Here is a 14,364-nt window from a genome sequence, read left to right as displayed (position 1 = left end):
TATGGGGATTGGCTTGTGTTTATTGGCATAGTTAGCCTGTTTCCTGAAATGTTCCGCGCAATTACCGATTACGGGGTAACTGGCCGGGCAGTAAAAAAAGGCCTGCTGAACATCCAAAGCTGGAGTCCTCGCGACTTCACGCATGACCGGCACCGTACCGTGGACGACCGTCCTTACGGCGGCGGACCAGGGATGTTAATGATGGTGCAACCCTTGCGGGACGCCATTCACGCAGCAAAAGCCGCGGCAGGTGAAGGCGCTAAAGTGATTTATCTGTCGCCTCAGGGACGCAAGCTTGATCAAGCGGGCGTTAGCGAGCTGGCCACGAATCAGAAACTTATTCTGGTGTGTGGTCGCTACGAAGGCGTAGATGAGCGCGTAATTCAGACCGAAATTGACGAAGAATGGTCAATTGGCGATTACGTTCTCAGCGGTGGCGAACTACCGGCAATGACGCTGATTGACTCCGTCGCCCGGTTTATACCGGGAGTTCTGGGGCATGAAGCATCAGCAATCGAAGATTCGTTTGCTGATGGGTTGCTGGATTGTCCGCACTATACGCGCCCTGAAGTGTTAGAGGGGATGGAAGTACCGCCAGTATTGCTGTCGGGAAACCATGCCGAGATACGTCGCTGGCGCTTGAAACAGTCGCTGGGCCGAACCTGGCTTAGAAGACCTGAACTTCTGGAAAACCTGGCTCTGACTGAAGAGCAAGCAAGGTTGCTGGCGGAGTTCAAAACAGAACACGCACAACAGCAGCATAAACATGATGGGATGGCATAGGCCCCCGAATATCAGTTTACCCAGGATAAGAGATTAAATTATGAGCAACATTATTAAGCAACTTGAACAAGAGCAGATGAAGCAGAACGTACCTTCCTTCCGTCCGGGCGATACCGTGGAAGTGAAAGTATGGGTTGTTGAAGGTACCAAGAAACGTCTGCAGGCATTCGAGGGCGTGGTTATCGCTATTCGTAACCGCGGTCTGCACTCTGCATTCACTGTTCGTAAAATTTCCAACGGCGAAGGCGTTGAGCGTGTCTTCCAGACTCACTCTCCGGTAGTTGACAGCATTGCTGTTAAACGTCGTGGTGCTGTTCGTAAAGCTAAACTGTACTACCTGCGTGAGCGTACTGGTAAAGCGGCTCGTATCAAAGAGCGTCTTAACTAAGAACGCGCTTTCGCAACATCCGAAAGCTTGTAGAAAAGAAGGGGCTGGCATTACGCTGGCCCCTTTTTTTATGGGTTGCTCCACGCCATAGACGGTTGCATGATTAGGCCGGGTCTGTGGTCTCAACGCTGAGTCAGAAACGGCCAGGCCCGTTCCTTAGTTTAGCGAGCGTTCCGCACGCCGGTGTTTAGCCTGATACATATTTCGATCGGCCAGTTCTTGTAGTTTTTCGGCAGTGGCATGTTCCCATGTCAGCGCAAAGCCAATACTCAGGGTCATCGTTATCCGCTGGCCGTTATGCAGTTCAAAAGGTCGATTAAACGCCTGGGATAGCGCTGCGCAAATACGTTGTACTTCATATTCCGAATGTACATCGTAAAGCACCATCGCAAATTCATCGCCGCCGAGTCGGTAAGTCTGATAACGGCTACCACCGAATTCCGCTAATCTTTTGGCAACCTCTATAAGTACCCGGTCGCCTGCCGCATGTCCCCAGGTATCATTAATATATTTAAAGTTATCGCCATCCAGAAATAACAATGCCGAACTGCTACGAGCGGAATTGTCCTTCATCAGCGCGTTAATACAGCTGCGAAATGCTGCGCGATTGGCAAGCCCCGTCAGCGGATCGTGCAGCGCGGTACGTAGTAACTGGGCATTTTTAGCCTGAAGCCGTAGCTGCCATTCTTCCATCTCATCCAGAAGGCTATTGAAATCCTGCGCAAACAGGTGAAATTCCGCAATACGCTCATCAGGTACCCGGCGTGAAAAATTTCGGTTAGTGCGAACGTCGTGTACAACTTCAGTAATATTTTGCAGCGCATCCACAACGCCATTGTGTAAATAACGCGTGAGCAGCAGGGCAATGCCGGATGCCAGCAGAATACATCCTGTCAGCACTGCCAGCGATAGCCAGATAAAATGACCAATAAGGCTGTCGCGGGCGACAAGCCGTACTTCGCCGATGGCCCTGCCGTTGTGCCAGACGGGTTGCGATACCGGCAATGGAAAAAGCCAGTGGCTAATTAAGCCAATGAGCTTATCGTCTGCGGCTCGCGCATCATAGCGCCATGAGGCGATAATACGGCCATTTTTATCGCGGACCTCCGCCGCTGAAAATTGTCCCTGGCGTCCCAGTGTGGCGAGCGTTTCCGCTGCGGCCGTGTTATCGGAAAATACCAGTGCCGCTTCAAGGCTATGGGCCATTGTGGCGGCGGTCAAATCGAGATTCTTTTGCGCATACTGTTTGAGCGTAAGGACAGACGCAACGCAAATTAATAGCCAGATCAATGTCATCGTAAGCAGCACGCTGATTATACTAATCCGCCGTAGTGTGCGTTTAAATGTTGGTCTGGACAGAGAAAATTCCTTATTCATGCTTTTGATTCCGTGCAAGCATTAATACTTCTGGATTCACTCTCACGCCGCTATGCGCGAGGGAGTCCAGGTTGACGGAAAATTTGACTTCATCATTGTTAATGATCAGACAAAATGCGCTGCCAATAATACATTCGGTATTTTGCTCGGCAATTAATAACAAGGCATTAACTGGATAATGACGCGTTAACTCCACCTGATAAGCTGGCGATTCATTGCCAAAGTAAAAACCATCACAGTGGGCGCTCAGGGCTTCTTGTGTGGTACGGATGACAAGCGGTTGATAAGGGAAAGCCCAGTCAGCCTCTTCGCTAAGTACCCTGACAAAACGCGCAGATGAAAATATGCATAGCCTTGGCGGCCCGGATAACGCCGGCCAGTGTGTATAACTGACGATACCGGAGACGATGGCGCGTACGGATTTCTCTTCTTCCGTGACGCGTTGAGCATACAGAGGCAAGCTTGCTAATAATAGCGATAACAGAAGGATAAATCGGTGAGAAAAACGCATTAACAAGTCCCCACCATCTTCAGTCGTAAAGCATTAAAATACATCCGTGATTGTTTGTAGCAAAATAACATTATTTTGCCATATCGTCATTATGTCTTATTGATAATATGAATAATTTAAGTGGCGTCCCTGATATTAAATTCTTGTGATAATGGTATTAATCACCCTATATCAGAAAGTAAAAATATGTGTGCGGAGAAAAAATAATCAAAAAATAGCGAGCATCGCTCATTTTACCGTTTTTCTGAGGCTGGGAATAAAATAATTCACTTGTTGTGTAAAGTTTTTGATACGAAATGAAGGGGTTTAATCGACGATTGCGTGTGGTGTAAAGTTTATTTTACGTAATATGGATTGAAATATTTACTTTTTGTGGTATGGTTTAAACATCCTCGTGGAGGATCAACTATCGCAAACAAGAAAAGACAGGATCGCCATCATGCAAAAAGACGCGCTGAATAACGTACGTATCACCGATGAACAGGTATTAATGACACCGGAGCAGCTTAAAGCGGCCTTTCCGTTGAGCCTGGCGCAGGAAGCGCAGATAGCGCAGTCCCGGGGAATCATTTCTGACATTATTGCCGGGCGCGATCCGCGTCTGTTGGTGGTATGCGGTCCTTGTTCTATTCACGATCCTGAAACCGCTCTGGAATATGCCCGTCGATTTAAAGCCCTTGCCGCAGAGGTCAGCGATAGCCTCTATCTGGTAATGCGCGTCTATTTTGAAAAGCCGCGGACTACCGTCGGCTGGAAAGGGCTGATTAACGATCCTCACATGGATGGCTCATTTGATGTGGAAGCCGGGTTGAAAATAGCGCGTCAGCTACTGGTGGAACTGGTGAATATGGGGTTGCCATTAGCGACCGAAGCGTTGGATCCGAACAGCCCGCAATACCTGGGCGATCTGTTTAGCTGGTCGGCGATAGGCGCGCGCACAACCGAATCGCAAACCCACCGCGAAATGGCGTCTGGTCTTTCTATGCCGGTCGGCTTTAAAAACGGCACGGATGGCAGCCTGGCGACAGCGATTAACGCCATGCGCGCCGCTGCGCAACCTCATCGTTTTGTTGGCATTAACCAGGCCGGTCAGGTTGCGTTATTGCAAACCCAGGGAAATCCGCATGGCCATGTGATTCTGCGTGGCGGCAAAGCGCCAAACTATAGCCCGGCAGATGTCGCTCAGTGTGAAAAAGAGATGGAACAGGCGGGACTACGTCCTTCGCTGATGGTAGATTGCAGTCATGGTAACTCCAATAAAGATTATCGCCGCCAGCCAGCCGTTGCCGAATCTGTGGTTGCGCAGATTAAAGATGGCAATCGTTCAATCATTGGCTTAATGATTGAAAGTAATATTCATGAGGGGAATCAGTCTTCCGAACAGCCGCGCAGCGAAATGAAGTATGGCGTTTCCGTCACCGACGCTTGTATTAGCTGGGAGATGACCGATGCCCTGTTACGTGAAATTCATAAAGATTTGAGCGGCCAGCTGGCGGTGCGCGTCGCATAAGAGGTTGTTATGGTTGCTGAATTGACCGCATTACGCGATCAAATAGATGATGTCGATAAAGCGTTGTTGAATTTACTGGCTAAGCGCCTGGAACTGGTTGCCAAAGTCGGCGAGGTGAAAAGCCGTTTTGGCCTGCCTATTTACGTGCCGGAGCGTGAGGCCTCTATGCTGGCTTCACGACGGGCGGAAGCGGAAGCGATCGGTGTCCCGCCCGATCTCATTGAAGATGTCCTGCGCCGGGTAATGCGTGAATCTTACTCCAGCGAAAATGATAAGGGGTTCAAAACGCTTTGTCCTTCTCTGCGTCCGGTCGTCATTGTGGGCGGCGGCGGACAGATGGGGCGTCTGTTTGAAAAAATGCTCACGCTGTCGGGCTATCAGGTCCGTATTCTGGAACAGCAGGACTGGCCGCGCGCCAGGGACATTGTTGCCGATGCCGGAATGGTGATCGTCAGCGTGCCGATTCATGTTACTGAACAGGTCATAGCGCAACTGCCGCCCTTGCCGTCCGACTGTATTCTGGTCGATCTGGCATCGGTGAAAAGCGGTCCGTTGCAGGCAATGTTGGCGGCCCATGATGGCCCCGTGTTGGGCTTGCATCCGATGTTTGGTCCGGACAGCGGGAGTCTGGCGAAGCAGGTGGTGGTCTGGTGTGATGGGCGTCAACCGGAAGCGTATCAGTGGTTCCTTGAGCAAATCCAGGTGTGGGGCGCGCGGTTGCACCGAATTAGCGCTGTCGAGCACGATCAGAACATGGCTTTTATCCAGGCGCTGCGCCACTTTGCTACCTTCGCTTATGGGCTGCATCTGGCGGAAGAGAACGTCCAGCTTGAGCAGCTTCTGGCGCTATCATCGCCGATTTATCGACTGGAGCTGGCGATGGTCGGGCGTCTGTTCGCCCAGGACCCGCAGCTGTATGCGGACATTATTATGTCGTCGGAGCGCAATCTGGCGCTTATCAAGCGTTACTATAAACGTTTTGGCGATGCGATCGGGTTACTGGAACAGGGTGATAAGCAGGCTTTTATCGACAGTTTTCGCAAAGTTGAACACTGGTTTGGCGATTATGCCAGACGCTTCCAGAATGAAAGCCGTGTGTTATTGCGTCAGGCGAATGACAGCCGACCATAATGATGACATCTATACTAAAAGCCAGCTTTGCTGGCTTTTTTCGTTTAAGGAACCGTTATGACTACGCCGCACGTTTTATTTGATTATGTCGGACATCTACCAGAATGCCCCACATGGAGCGAGGATGAAAGCGCGCTGTATTGGACCGATATCCTGGAACAGGAGATCCATCGTTACCATCCGGCGAGCGGGACGCATAGCGTGCTGGCGTTTCCGGAAGAGGTGGGCTGTTTTGCCTTGCGTGAGCAGGGCGGATTTATTGTGGCCATGCGTCATGCTATCTGGCTGGCCGATAAAAATGGATTATTGCAGCGTAAGGTTTGCGACAATCCCTCTAATACGAAACTGGCGCGTTTCAACGATGGCGGCACTGATGGCGATGGACGTTTTTATGCCGGAACGTTCTGGGCGCCAGGTGACTATAATGGCGCGTTGCTGATGCGGATCGATCATGACCTGACGGCAAAAGTGATCCAGTGCGATATCCAGGGACACAACGGCCTGGCGTTCAGCCCGGATAACCAGTGGATGTATACCTCCGATACGCCGAATGGCGTGATATACCGCACGTTACTTGATAAGCATGGCGAACCGGGCAAGCGTGAACTTTTTCGCCATTTTGGCGAAGGAGAAGGACTTCCCGACGGCGCGGCGATGGATAGTGAAGGGTGCTACTGGAGCGCGATGTTTGACGGCTGGCGCGTGGCGCGTTTCTCACCGCAAGGAGAGCAGCTGGAAGAGTACCGGTTGCCGGTACGTTGTCCGACGATGGTTTGCTTTGGCGGCGCAGATATGAAAACGCTGTTTATTACAACTACCAGAGAAAATATGTCTGCTCAGGAAGTGGCGGATTATCCGCTCTCCGGCGCCATCTTCACCCTGCAGGTAGCCGTCGCAGGGATGAAGAAAAGCCGTTTTATTGAACGTCAGGCAGGTTCTACCGGCACGACGTTTTCGCTGGGATAGCAGCCAAGCACTTTCATTGAGCGCGTGATCTCGCCCAGCTCTTTTAGCGCGCTTTGCATTACCTGCGACTCCAGGTTCGCCTGAATATCGAGATAAAACATCTCTTCCCACGGATTGCCGTGAATGGGGCGCGACTCCAGTTTCGTCATGATGAGATTGTGGTTACGCAGCACCAGCAGCGCTTCGACCAGCGCGCCAGCCTGCTGCCCGGTGGCGATTAACAGAGTGGTTTTTGCCGGAACCTGATCGGAAACGTTGATGGCTTTGCGCGCCAGTACCAGAAAGCGGGTGATATTCTGCGTCTGGTTTGCGGCGATGCGTTCCAGCACCTGTAAACCGTGCAACATGCCGCCTGCCTCGCTGCCGAGCGCCGCGACGCGCGGAGAGTTCGCCTGCGCGACTTTTTCCATCGCGGCCGACGTACTCTCGGTATAGTCGATTTTCCAGTGCGGATAGCGGCTCAAAAATTTACTGCACTGCTGGAACGGCTGCGGATGGCTGTACACCGTTTCGATGGTATTCAGATCCGTAGCGCCGGAAACCAGCACGCAGTGATCGATAGTGACGGTCATCTCACCGACAATTGACAGACTGGTGTGTTGCAATAAGTCGTACACATCGTTGATAGCGCCGGAGCTGGTGTTCTCTATCGGAACCACGGCGTAATCGGCCTGGCCGGTTTCGACCTGATGAAAAATATCGGTGAATTTTGCGCAACCGCTCTCAATAAATTGCTCAAAATGACGTGCGGCATACTGGCGCGCCGCGAGATGAGAATAGGAGCCTTTCGGCCCAAGAAACGCAATACGTGCCGAATGAGGGTGAGTATTATTCAGATGTTGTTGCAGCAGCGCCTGCTGAGTAAGCACGGAGTCTTCAATGATAAGCTGGAACAGACGGGTAATGTAGTGTGCGTCGAGATGGTGGGCTTTACCGAGATGGATGAGCCTGTCCAGCAGCGCGCGTTCACGATCGATATCCCGAACCGGACGATGCGACAGTAGTTTTGCTTGTCCCACTTCAATCGCCAGCGCGCGTCGTTTTGCCAGTAAGGCCAGTAACTCTTCGTCTAAGGCGCTGATTTTATCTCGCAGCGCCAGTAATGGGTTTTCCGATGTCATAGTGTTGCCTTTTTTGTTATCAATAAAAAAGGCCTCCCGGTGGGGGAGGCCTTCTTGTTCGTCTTCGCATTCTTTATCACATGACGAAACGCCTCCCGGTCAGGGGAAGATAAAAAAGAATGCGAAGAAAAACCGGGTTAGCTTCATAACTGTTTCCTTTGTGTACGTAAGTACAGTACTCGTACTGTTTTAATCCTGTCAACAAAAAACGCGCCCGAAGGCGCGTTGGCGATACACTCAATGTAAGGGACTACTCTTCTTCTGCTTCGACGAAGCTGGCATCTTTCACCGATGCGGTGGCACGACGGGCTTCGCCTTTGTGCTGCACTTTATTGAGCTGCCGTTCCAGCTTGTTGATCAATTCATTAATAGCGGTATACATATCTTCGTGTTTTGCGCTGGCGACCAGATGTCCGTTCGGTGTATTAATGGTGGCGTCAGCAATAAAGCCCTGTGGCTCTTTAGACAGAATGATATGAGGATTAATCAGGTGAGTTTGCCATTTTTCCAGTTTGGCGAGACGGTCTGCGACATGTTGGCGGATTGCCGGAGTAATTTCCATTTGTTTACTGGTAATGTTCATTGTCATAAATTTTACCTCTTGTCTTTCCCGTCTTGGTGATTCCAGCATACCGTTCTTAATGTCAAAATGTGTGATGTAAATCACATTATTTTGTCACTTTTTGTCAAGGCGAACTTTTTGTGAGGCATCGCAGGAAGAAGCGATCTTTTACTTGAGGAATGGCTGAAAGCAGGCCATATTTGACTGGATGCGTTGCAGTGAAATCATTTCTGTTGCATCAGATACCGAATAAAAAAACGGCAGCCGGAAGGCTGCCGTTTTGCTTGTTGGTATTGCTTCAGGTGTTTTTGCTGTTAGCGGCAATAATTTTCGCGACTTTGTCAGCCTGCGCATTCAGCTGCATCTGACGATAGGCGTTTTCCATCAGCGGCAACGCATCGCGCGTGGCCTGCGTATCAGGATAATTGCGTAGCATACCTTCTACCCGGTTTACGACCGCAACCCATGCGCCGCGCGCGGTATAGTACTCTGCGACGGAATATTCATATTTCGCCAGACGGTCTTTCAGGAATACCAGACGCTTAGTGGCATCGGTGGTGTACTGGCTATTAGGATAGCTGCGTACCAGTTTCGAAAAGTCATTGAACGCCGCCCGAGCATGTTGCGGATCGCGATCGCTGCGATCGACGCCAAAGAAACCTTGCAGCGCGCTATCATCCAGCGCCATGTTCGTCAGGCCGCGCATGTACATGACATAGTCAATATTAGGGTGCGTTGGATTAAGACGCATAAAACGATCGATGGCGGCCTGCGCTAGCGGCAAATCGGCGTTTTTGTAATAGGCGTAGATAAGATCCAACTGCACCTGCTGAGAATACGGTCCGAATGGATAACGATTATCTAACGCTTCCAATTGCGTTATTGCCTGTTTCCAGTTACCGTCCTGCAGCTTTTGCTGAGCAGTCGCGTAGATTTCATTCGGCGGATTATCGGGCACCTCTTCCTTTGAACCCGAGCAACCCGCCAGAAACAGGCTCAACGTGGCTGCTGCCACCAGATATTTCATGCGCGTCATGACGTTTTGACTTTCCTCAAAATGTTTTACGGGAGATTCTCTGTTCCTGCTCCCGGTTAAGACCAGCTACAATAGCACACTATATTAAACGGCAAAGCCGTAAAACCCAACGTTAAACGAAGAAGCTGTATATGGCACAACGAGTACAACTCACCGCAACGGTCTCCGAAAACCAACTCGGTCAACGCTTAGATCAGGCTTTGGCCGAAATGTTCCCGGATTATTCACGTTCGCGTATAAAAGAATGGATTTTGAATCAGCGCGTGTTGGTCAATGGTCAACTTTGCGATAAGCCAAAAGAAAAAGTGTTAGGCGGCGAGCGGGTGGCTATTGATGCGGAGATCGACGAAGAGATTCGTTTTGAAGCGCAGGATATCCCGTTAGATATTGTTTATGAAGATGACGATATTCTGGTTATCAACAAACCACGCGATCTGGTGGTACATCCTGGCGCGGGTAACCCGGACGGTACGGTACTGAACGCGTTGCTACATTATTATCCGCCGATTGCGGATGTTCCGCGCGCGGGCATTGTGCATCGTCTGGATAAGGACACGACGGGGCTGATGGTGGTGGCCAAAACCGTTCCGGCGCAAACGCGCCTGGTGGAGTCTTTGCAGCTGCGCGAGATCACCCGCGAATATGAAGCGGTCGCGATCGGACATATGACGGCGGGAGGAACGGTGAATGAACCCATCAGTCGTCACCCGACCAAACGTACCCATATGTCGGTGCATCCTATGGGCAAACCGGCGGTGACCCACTACCGCATTATGGAACATTTCCGTGTGCACACGCGTCTTAGGTTGCGTCTGGAGACCGGGCGTACGCACCAGATCCGCGTGCATATGGCGCATATTACGCATCCGTTAGTGGGCGATCAGGTCTACGGTGGTCGTCCACGTCCACCGAAAGGCGCATCGGAAGAGTTTATTTCCACGCTGCGTAAGTTTGACCGCCAGGCGCTTCATGCAACGATGCTGCGTCTCTACCATCCTGTATCGGGTATCGAAATGGAGTGGCACGCGCCGATTCCACAAGATATGGTGGACCTTATCGATGCGATGCGCGCCGATTTCGAAGATCATAAAGATGATGTGGACTGGTTATGAATGCACTGATTGTCCCGCAGTGGCCGCTGCCGAAAGGCGTCGCAGCCTGTAGTTCTACCCGTATTGGCGGGGTGAGTTTACCGCCTTACGACTCGCTGAATCTGGGCGCGCATTGCGGCGATAACCCGGAGCATGTTGAAGAGAACCGCAAGCGTCTGTTTGCGGCGGGCAATCTGCCTTCGAAACCTGTCTGGCTTGAACAGGTTCACGGTAAAAATGTGTTGAGGCTTACCGGGGAACCTTATGCCTCCAAACGTGCGGATGCGTCTTACAGCAATACGCCAGGAACCGTCTGCGCGGTAATGACGGCAGACTGCCTGCCTGTGCTATTCTGTAACCGTGAGGGAACAGAAGTGGCGGCGGCTCATGCGGGCTGGCGCGGATTATGTGAAGGCGTACTGGAGGAAACTGTCACCTGCTTTGCTGACAAACCAGAAAATATCATCGCCTGGTTAGGTCCGGCGATCGGCCCGACCGCGTTTGAAGTGGGGCCGGAAGTGCGTGACGCATTTTTAGCAAAAGATGCGCAAGCCGATAGCGCATTTTTGCCGCATGGGGAAAAATTTCTGGCGGATATTTATCAGCTTGCACGCCAACGTCTGGCGAATACCGGCGTTGAACATGTCTATGGCGGGGATCGCTGCACCTTTAGCGAAAGTGAGGCTTTCTTCTCTTATCGTCGCGACAAGACGACAGGTCGTATGGCAAGTTTTATTTGGCTGATATAACCTAAAGAATCAAGACGATCCGGTACGGGTAACTTTCTTTTCACATAATTCAGGTCATTCACCTTGAATAATTGAGGGATGACCTCATTTAATCTCCAGTAGCAATTTTGACCTGTTATGGGAGGAGTTATGCGTCTGGATCGTCTTACTAACAAATTCCAGCTTGCTCTTGCCGATGCCCAGTCGCTCGCGCTGGGGCACGACAACCAATTCATCGAACCTCTTCATTTAATGAGCGCCTTGCTGAACCAGGAAGGGGGATCGATACGTCCTTTATTAACCTCCGCCGGCATTAATGCTGGCCAGTTGCGCACCGCTATCGATCAGGCGCTGAGCCGTTTACCGCAGGTGGAAGGCACCGGCGGCGACGTACAGCCTTCTTCGGAACTGGTACGCGTACTGAACCTTTGCGACAAGCTGGCGCAAAAACGGGGGGACAATTTTATTTCGTCAGAGCTGTTTGTTCTGGCGGCGCTTGAGTCTCGCGGCACGTTAACCGATCTGCTGAAATCAGCCGGTGCGACCACGGCCAATATCACTCAGGCAATTGAACAGATGCGCGGAGGTGAAAGCGTGAACGATCAAGGGGCTGAAGACCAACGTCAGGCCTTGAAAAAATATACCGTCGATCTGACCGAGCGCGCCGAACAGGGCAAGCTCGATCCGGTTATCGGTCGTGATGAAGAAATTCGCCGCACCATTCAGGTGCTGCAACGTCGTACTAAAAACAACCCAGTGTTAATCGGTGAGCCAGGGGTCGGTAAAACGGCAATTGTTGAAGGGCTGGCGCAGCGCATTATTAATGGTGAAGTCCCTGAAGGCTTAAAAGGTCGCCGCGTACTGGCGCTGGATATGGGCGCGCTGGTGGCCGGGGCGAAATATCGCGGCGAATTTGAAGAGCGTCTGAAAGGCGTGCTGAACGACCTCGCAAAACAGGAAGGCAACGTCATCCTGTTTATCGATGAGCTGCACACCATGGTTGGCGCAGGTAAGGCCGATGGCGCAATGGACGCCGGGAATATGCTGAAACCGGCGCTGGCGCGTGGTGAACTGCACTGTGTGGGCGCCACCACGCTGGATGAATACCGTCAGTACATTGAAAAAGACGCGGCGCTGGAACGTCGTTTTCAAAAAGTGTTTGTCGCAGAACCCTCAGTGGAAGACACCATCGCTATTCTGCGTGGCCTGAAAGAACGTTACGAGCTGCACCACCATGTGCAGATCACTGACCCGGCGATTGTGGCGGCGGCAACATTGTCTCACCGCTATATCGCCGACCGTCAGTTGCCGGATAAAGCTATCGACCTCATCGATGAAGCGGCATCCAGCATTCGTATGCAGATTGACTCTAAGCCGGAGGAGCTGGACAGACTCGACCGCCGCATTATTCAGCTCAAACTGGAACAGCAGGCGTTGATGAAAGAGTCTGACGAGGCGAGTAAAAAACGTCTCGATATGCTCAACGAAGAACTGGACGACAAAGAGCGCCAGTATTCTGAGTTAGAAGAAGAGTGGAAAGCGGAAAAAGCGTCGCTCTCTGGTACGCAAACTATTAAAGCGGAGCTGGAGCAGGCGAAGATTGCCATCGAGCAGGCGCGTCGCGTTGGCGACCTGGCGCGAATGTCTGAATTGCAGTACGGCAAAATTCCGGAGCTGGAAAAACAGTTGGAAGCCGCGACCCAGTCGGAAGGTAAAACCATGCGTCTGTTACGTAACAAAGTAACGGATGCGGAAATTGCCGAAGTGCTGGCGCGCTGGACCGGTATTCCGGTTGCCAGAATGCTGGAAGGCGAACGTGAAAAACTGTTGCGTATGGAACAAGAGTTACACAGCCGTGTGATCGGGCAGAATGAAGCCGTTGAAGCAGTATCGAACGCCATACGTCGTAGCCGCGCGGGGCTGTCCGATCCGAATCGTCCGATTGGTTCCTTCCTGTTCCTGGGGCCGACGGGGGTCGGTAAAACCGAACTGTGTAAAGCGCTGGCTAACTTTATGTTCGACAGCGACGACGCGATGGTGCGTATCGACATGTCTGAGTTTATGGAGAAACACTCCGTGTCTCGTTTGGTCGGGGCGCCTCCAGGATATGTCGGTTATGAAGAAGGCGGTTATTTGACGGAAGCGGTGCGCCGTCGCCCTTATTCCGTCATCTTGTTGGATGAAGTGGAAAAAGCGCATCCGGATGTATTCAACATTCTGTTGCAGGTGCTGGACGACGGTCGACTGACTGACGGGCAGGGGAGAACGGTCGACTTCCGTAATACGGTGGTCATTATGACTTCTAACCTCGGTTCCGATCTCATTCAGGAGCGCTTTGGCGAACTGGATTACGGTCGAATGAAAGAGATGGTGCTGGGTGTGGTTAGCCAAAACTTCCGTCCGGAATTTATCAACCGTATTGATGAAGTTGTGGTATTCCATCCGTTAGGTGAACAACACATCGCTTCTATTGCTCAGATCCAGCTGCAGCGTCTGTACAAACGTCTGGAAGAACGTGGTTATGAAATCCATATCTCCGACGAGGCGCTGAAACTGTTGAGCGCCAACGGTTACGATCCGGTCTACGGGGCGCGTCCGTTAAAACGTGCTATTCAACAGCAGATCGAAAACCCACTGGCGCAGCAAATCCTGTCTGGTGAACTGGTTCCTGGCAAAGTGATTCGCCTTGAAGCCAATGATGATCGTATTGTGGCAGTGCAGTAAGTCACAAATTTGAATAAAACGGGCCCTGACGGGCTCGTTTTTGTTTAAAAACCAGGCGAAAATAGGCTTTTGGTTCAAATGTTGTTTGAAAAGTGAACGGTTGAGCTTTTTTTTGCATTTAGGTCTTGTCAGGCTCTAATAACTCCCTATAATGCGCCACCACTGACACGGAACAACGGCATACAGGCCGCCGGGTCAGAAAGGCTTCGTTAAGAAGTCTGTGAGGAAAGCGAAAATAAACGCTTGACTCAAAAAGAGGAAAGCGTAATATACGCCACCTCGCGACGGTGAGCTGAAAGCCGCGTCGCGCCTGCTCTTTAACAATTTATCAGACAATCTGTGTGGGCACTCGAAGATACGGATTCTTGACGTCCTCGGACGAAAAATGAATACCAAGTCTCAAGAGTGAACACGTAATTCATTACGAAGTTTAATT

14 protein-coding genes and 1 other annotated feature are annotated in these 14,364 nt (G+C 51.3%); of the genes, 8 read left to right on the top strand and 6 right to left on the bottom strand.

Annotated elements, in window-relative coordinates:
- The first annotated feature begins 15 nt into the window (after positions 1-15).
- Positions 16-783: a tRNA (guanosine(37)-N1)-methyltransferase TrmD gene (trmD, locus tag J4645_RS09810; protein ID WP_000469807.1), complete on the top strand. Its 768-nt coding sequence runs from the start codon at positions 16-18 to the stop codon at positions 781-783.
- A gap of 40 nt (positions 784-823) precedes the next feature.
- A complete protein-coding gene (gene rplS / locus J4645_RS09805; protein ID WP_000065257.1) occupies positions 824-1,171 on the top strand; it encodes a 50S ribosomal protein L19 in 348 nt (115 codons plus the stop codon).
- Positions 1,172-1,327: 156 nt separating this feature from the next.
- Here rplS and dgcN read toward each other — a convergent pair whose 3' ends face one another.
- Together dgcN and J4645_RS09795 are read right to left on the bottom strand one after the other, a co-directional pair.
- Positions 1,328-2,548: a diguanylate cyclase DgcN gene (gene dgcN, locus J4645_RS09800; RefSeq protein ID WP_023214809.1), complete on the bottom strand. Its 1,221-nt coding sequence runs from the start codon at positions 2,546-2,548 to the stop codon at positions 1,328-1,330.
- Entirely contained in the window at positions 2,541-3,059 is a 519-nt protein-coding gene (locus J4645_RS09795; RefSeq protein ID WP_001212375.1) for a YfiR family protein, read from the bottom strand. The genes dgcN and J4645_RS09795 overlap by 8 nt, the downstream gene beginning before the upstream one ends.
- A 439-nt stretch (positions 3,060-3,498) precedes the next feature.
- On the opposite strand from J4645_RS09795, the gene aroF reads away from it, so the two are divergent.
- From aroF to J4645_RS09780, 3 genes are read left to right on the top strand one after another with little or no spacing between them, the layout of a single operon-like run.
- On the top strand, positions 3,499-4,569 hold the full coding sequence (gene aroF, locus J4645_RS09790) for a 3-deoxy-7-phosphoheptulonate synthase AroF (RefSeq protein WP_001168062.1): 1,071 nt from the start codon (positions 3,499-3,501) through the stop codon (positions 4,567-4,569).
- Positions 4,570-4,578: 9 nt separating this feature from the next.
- A complete protein-coding gene (tyrA, locus tag J4645_RS09785; protein WP_000225191.1) occupies positions 4,579-5,700 on the top strand; it encodes a bifunctional chorismate mutase/prephenate dehydrogenase in 1,122 nt (373 codons plus the stop codon).
- Between the two features lie 57 nt (positions 5,701-5,757).
- The gene (locus J4645_RS09780) at positions 5,758-6,666 is read left to right on the top strand and encodes an SMP-30/gluconolactonase/LRE family protein (RefSeq protein WP_000210991.1); all 909 of its coding nucleotides are present in this window, start codon (positions 5,758-5,760) and stop codon (positions 6,664-6,666) included.
- On the opposite strand, the gene pheA is transcribed toward J4645_RS09780, so the two are convergent.
- The 4 genes from pheA to bamD all read right to left on the bottom strand — a co-directional run bounded on the left by pheA (position 6,627) and on the right by bamD (position 9,385).
- Positions 6,627-7,787, bottom strand: coding sequence for a bifunctional chorismate mutase/prephenate dehydratase (gene pheA / locus J4645_RS09775; protein WP_000200080.1), 1,161 nt, complete (start codon positions 7,785-7,787; stop codon positions 6,627-6,629). The two genes, J4645_RS09780 and pheA, sit on opposite strands and share 40 nt — an antisense overlap.
- Positions 7,788-7,809: 22 nt before the next feature.
- Positions 7,810-7,935: a sequence feature (Phe leader region), on the bottom strand.
- Positions 7,887-7,934: a pheA operon leader peptide PheL gene (pheL, locus tag J4645_RS09770; protein WP_010989056.1), complete on the bottom strand. Its 48-nt coding sequence runs from the start codon at positions 7,932-7,934 to the stop codon at positions 7,887-7,889. It overlaps the preceding feature by 48 nt.
- 102 nt (positions 7,936-8,037) lie before the next feature.
- Positions 8,038-8,376, bottom strand: a complete 339-nt coding sequence (gene raiA, locus J4645_RS09765; RefSeq protein ID WP_000178449.1) for a ribosome-associated translation inhibitor RaiA — start codon at positions 8,374-8,376, stop codon at positions 8,038-8,040.
- A gap of 271 nt (positions 8,377-8,647) precedes the next feature.
- The gene (gene bamD, locus J4645_RS09760; RefSeq protein ID WP_000197660.1) at positions 8,648-9,385 is read right to left on the bottom strand and encodes an outer membrane protein assembly factor BamD; all 738 of its coding nucleotides are present in this window, start codon (positions 9,383-9,385) and stop codon (positions 8,648-8,650) included.
- Positions 9,386-9,516: 131 nt separating this feature from the next.
- Between bamD and rluD the strand changes: the two genes are divergently transcribed.
- The 3 genes from rluD to clpB all read left to right on the top strand — a co-directional run bounded on the left by rluD (position 9,517) and on the right by clpB (position 13,928).
- Complete coding sequence (rluD, locus tag J4645_RS09755; protein ID WP_000079130.1) at positions 9,517-10,497, top strand: 23S rRNA pseudouridine(1911/1915/1917) synthase RluD; 981 nt, start codon at positions 9,517-9,519, stop codon at positions 10,495-10,497.
- Complete coding sequence (gene yfiH / locus J4645_RS09750) at positions 10,494-11,225, top strand: purine nucleoside phosphorylase YfiH (protein ID WP_023214810.1); 732 nt, start codon at positions 10,494-10,496, stop codon at positions 11,223-11,225. The genes rluD and yfiH overlap by 4 nt, the downstream gene beginning before the upstream one ends.
- Positions 11,226-11,354: 129 nt before the next feature.
- Positions 11,355-13,928, top strand: coding sequence for an ATP-dependent chaperone ClpB (clpB, locus tag J4645_RS09745; protein WP_001235092.1), 2,574 nt, complete (start codon positions 11,355-11,357; stop codon positions 13,926-13,928).
- Positions 13,929-14,364: the final 436 nt, after the last annotated feature.

This window comes from Salmonella sp. 32082101201600294FB01SM01 (assembly GCF_017572865.1).
GTDB lineage: Bacteria > Pseudomonadota > Gammaproteobacteria > Enterobacterales > Enterobacteriaceae > Salmonella > Salmonella enterica.
The sequence above is the reverse complement of the archived record's forward strand: the minus strand, read 5'-3'. Positions and strand labels throughout refer to the sequence as shown.

What these genes read in the sequence shown, in the direction of transcription:
- yfiH (WP_023214810.1), top strand. Translation starts at nt 10,494, where the DNA reads ATGAATGCACTGATTGTCCCGCAGTGGCCGCTGCCGAAAGGCGTCGCA.
- tyrA (WP_000225191.1), top strand. Translation starts at nt 4,579, where the DNA reads ATGGTTGCTGAATTGACCGCATTACGCGATCAAATAGATGATGTCGAT.
- rplS (WP_000065257.1), top strand. Translation starts at nt 824, where the DNA reads ATGAGCAACATTATTAAGCAACTTGAACAAGAGCAGATGAAGCAGAAC.
- clpB (WP_001235092.1), top strand. Translation starts at nt 11,355, where the DNA reads ATGCGTCTGGATCGTCTTACTAACAAATTCCAGCTTGCTCTTGCCGAT.
- dgcN (WP_023214809.1), bottom strand. Translation starts at nt 2,548, where the DNA reads ATGAATAAGGAATTTTCTCTGTCCAGACCAACATTTAAACGCACACTA.
- bamD (WP_000197660.1), bottom strand. Translation starts at nt 9,385, where the DNA reads ATGACGCGCATGAAATATCTGGTGGCAGCAGCCACGTTGAGCCTGTTT.
- aroF (WP_001168062.1), top strand. Translation starts at nt 3,499, where the DNA reads ATGCAAAAAGACGCGCTGAATAACGTACGTATCACCGATGAACAGGTA.
- J4645_RS09780 (WP_000210991.1), top strand. Translation starts at nt 5,758, where the DNA reads ATGACTACGCCGCACGTTTTATTTGATTATGTCGGACATCTACCAGAA.
- rluD (WP_000079130.1), top strand. Translation starts at nt 9,517, where the DNA reads ATGGCACAACGAGTACAACTCACCGCAACGGTCTCCGAAAACCAACTC.
- pheA (WP_000200080.1), bottom strand. Translation starts at nt 7,787, where the DNA reads ATGACATCGGAAAACCCATTACTGGCGCTGCGAGATAAAATCAGCGCC.
- raiA (WP_000178449.1), bottom strand. Translation starts at nt 8,376, where the DNA reads ATGACAATGAACATTACCAGTAAACAAATGGAAATTACTCCGGCAATC.
- J4645_RS09795 (WP_001212375.1), bottom strand. Translation starts at nt 3,059, where the DNA reads ATGCGTTTTTCTCACCGATTTATCCTTCTGTTATCGCTATTATTAGCA.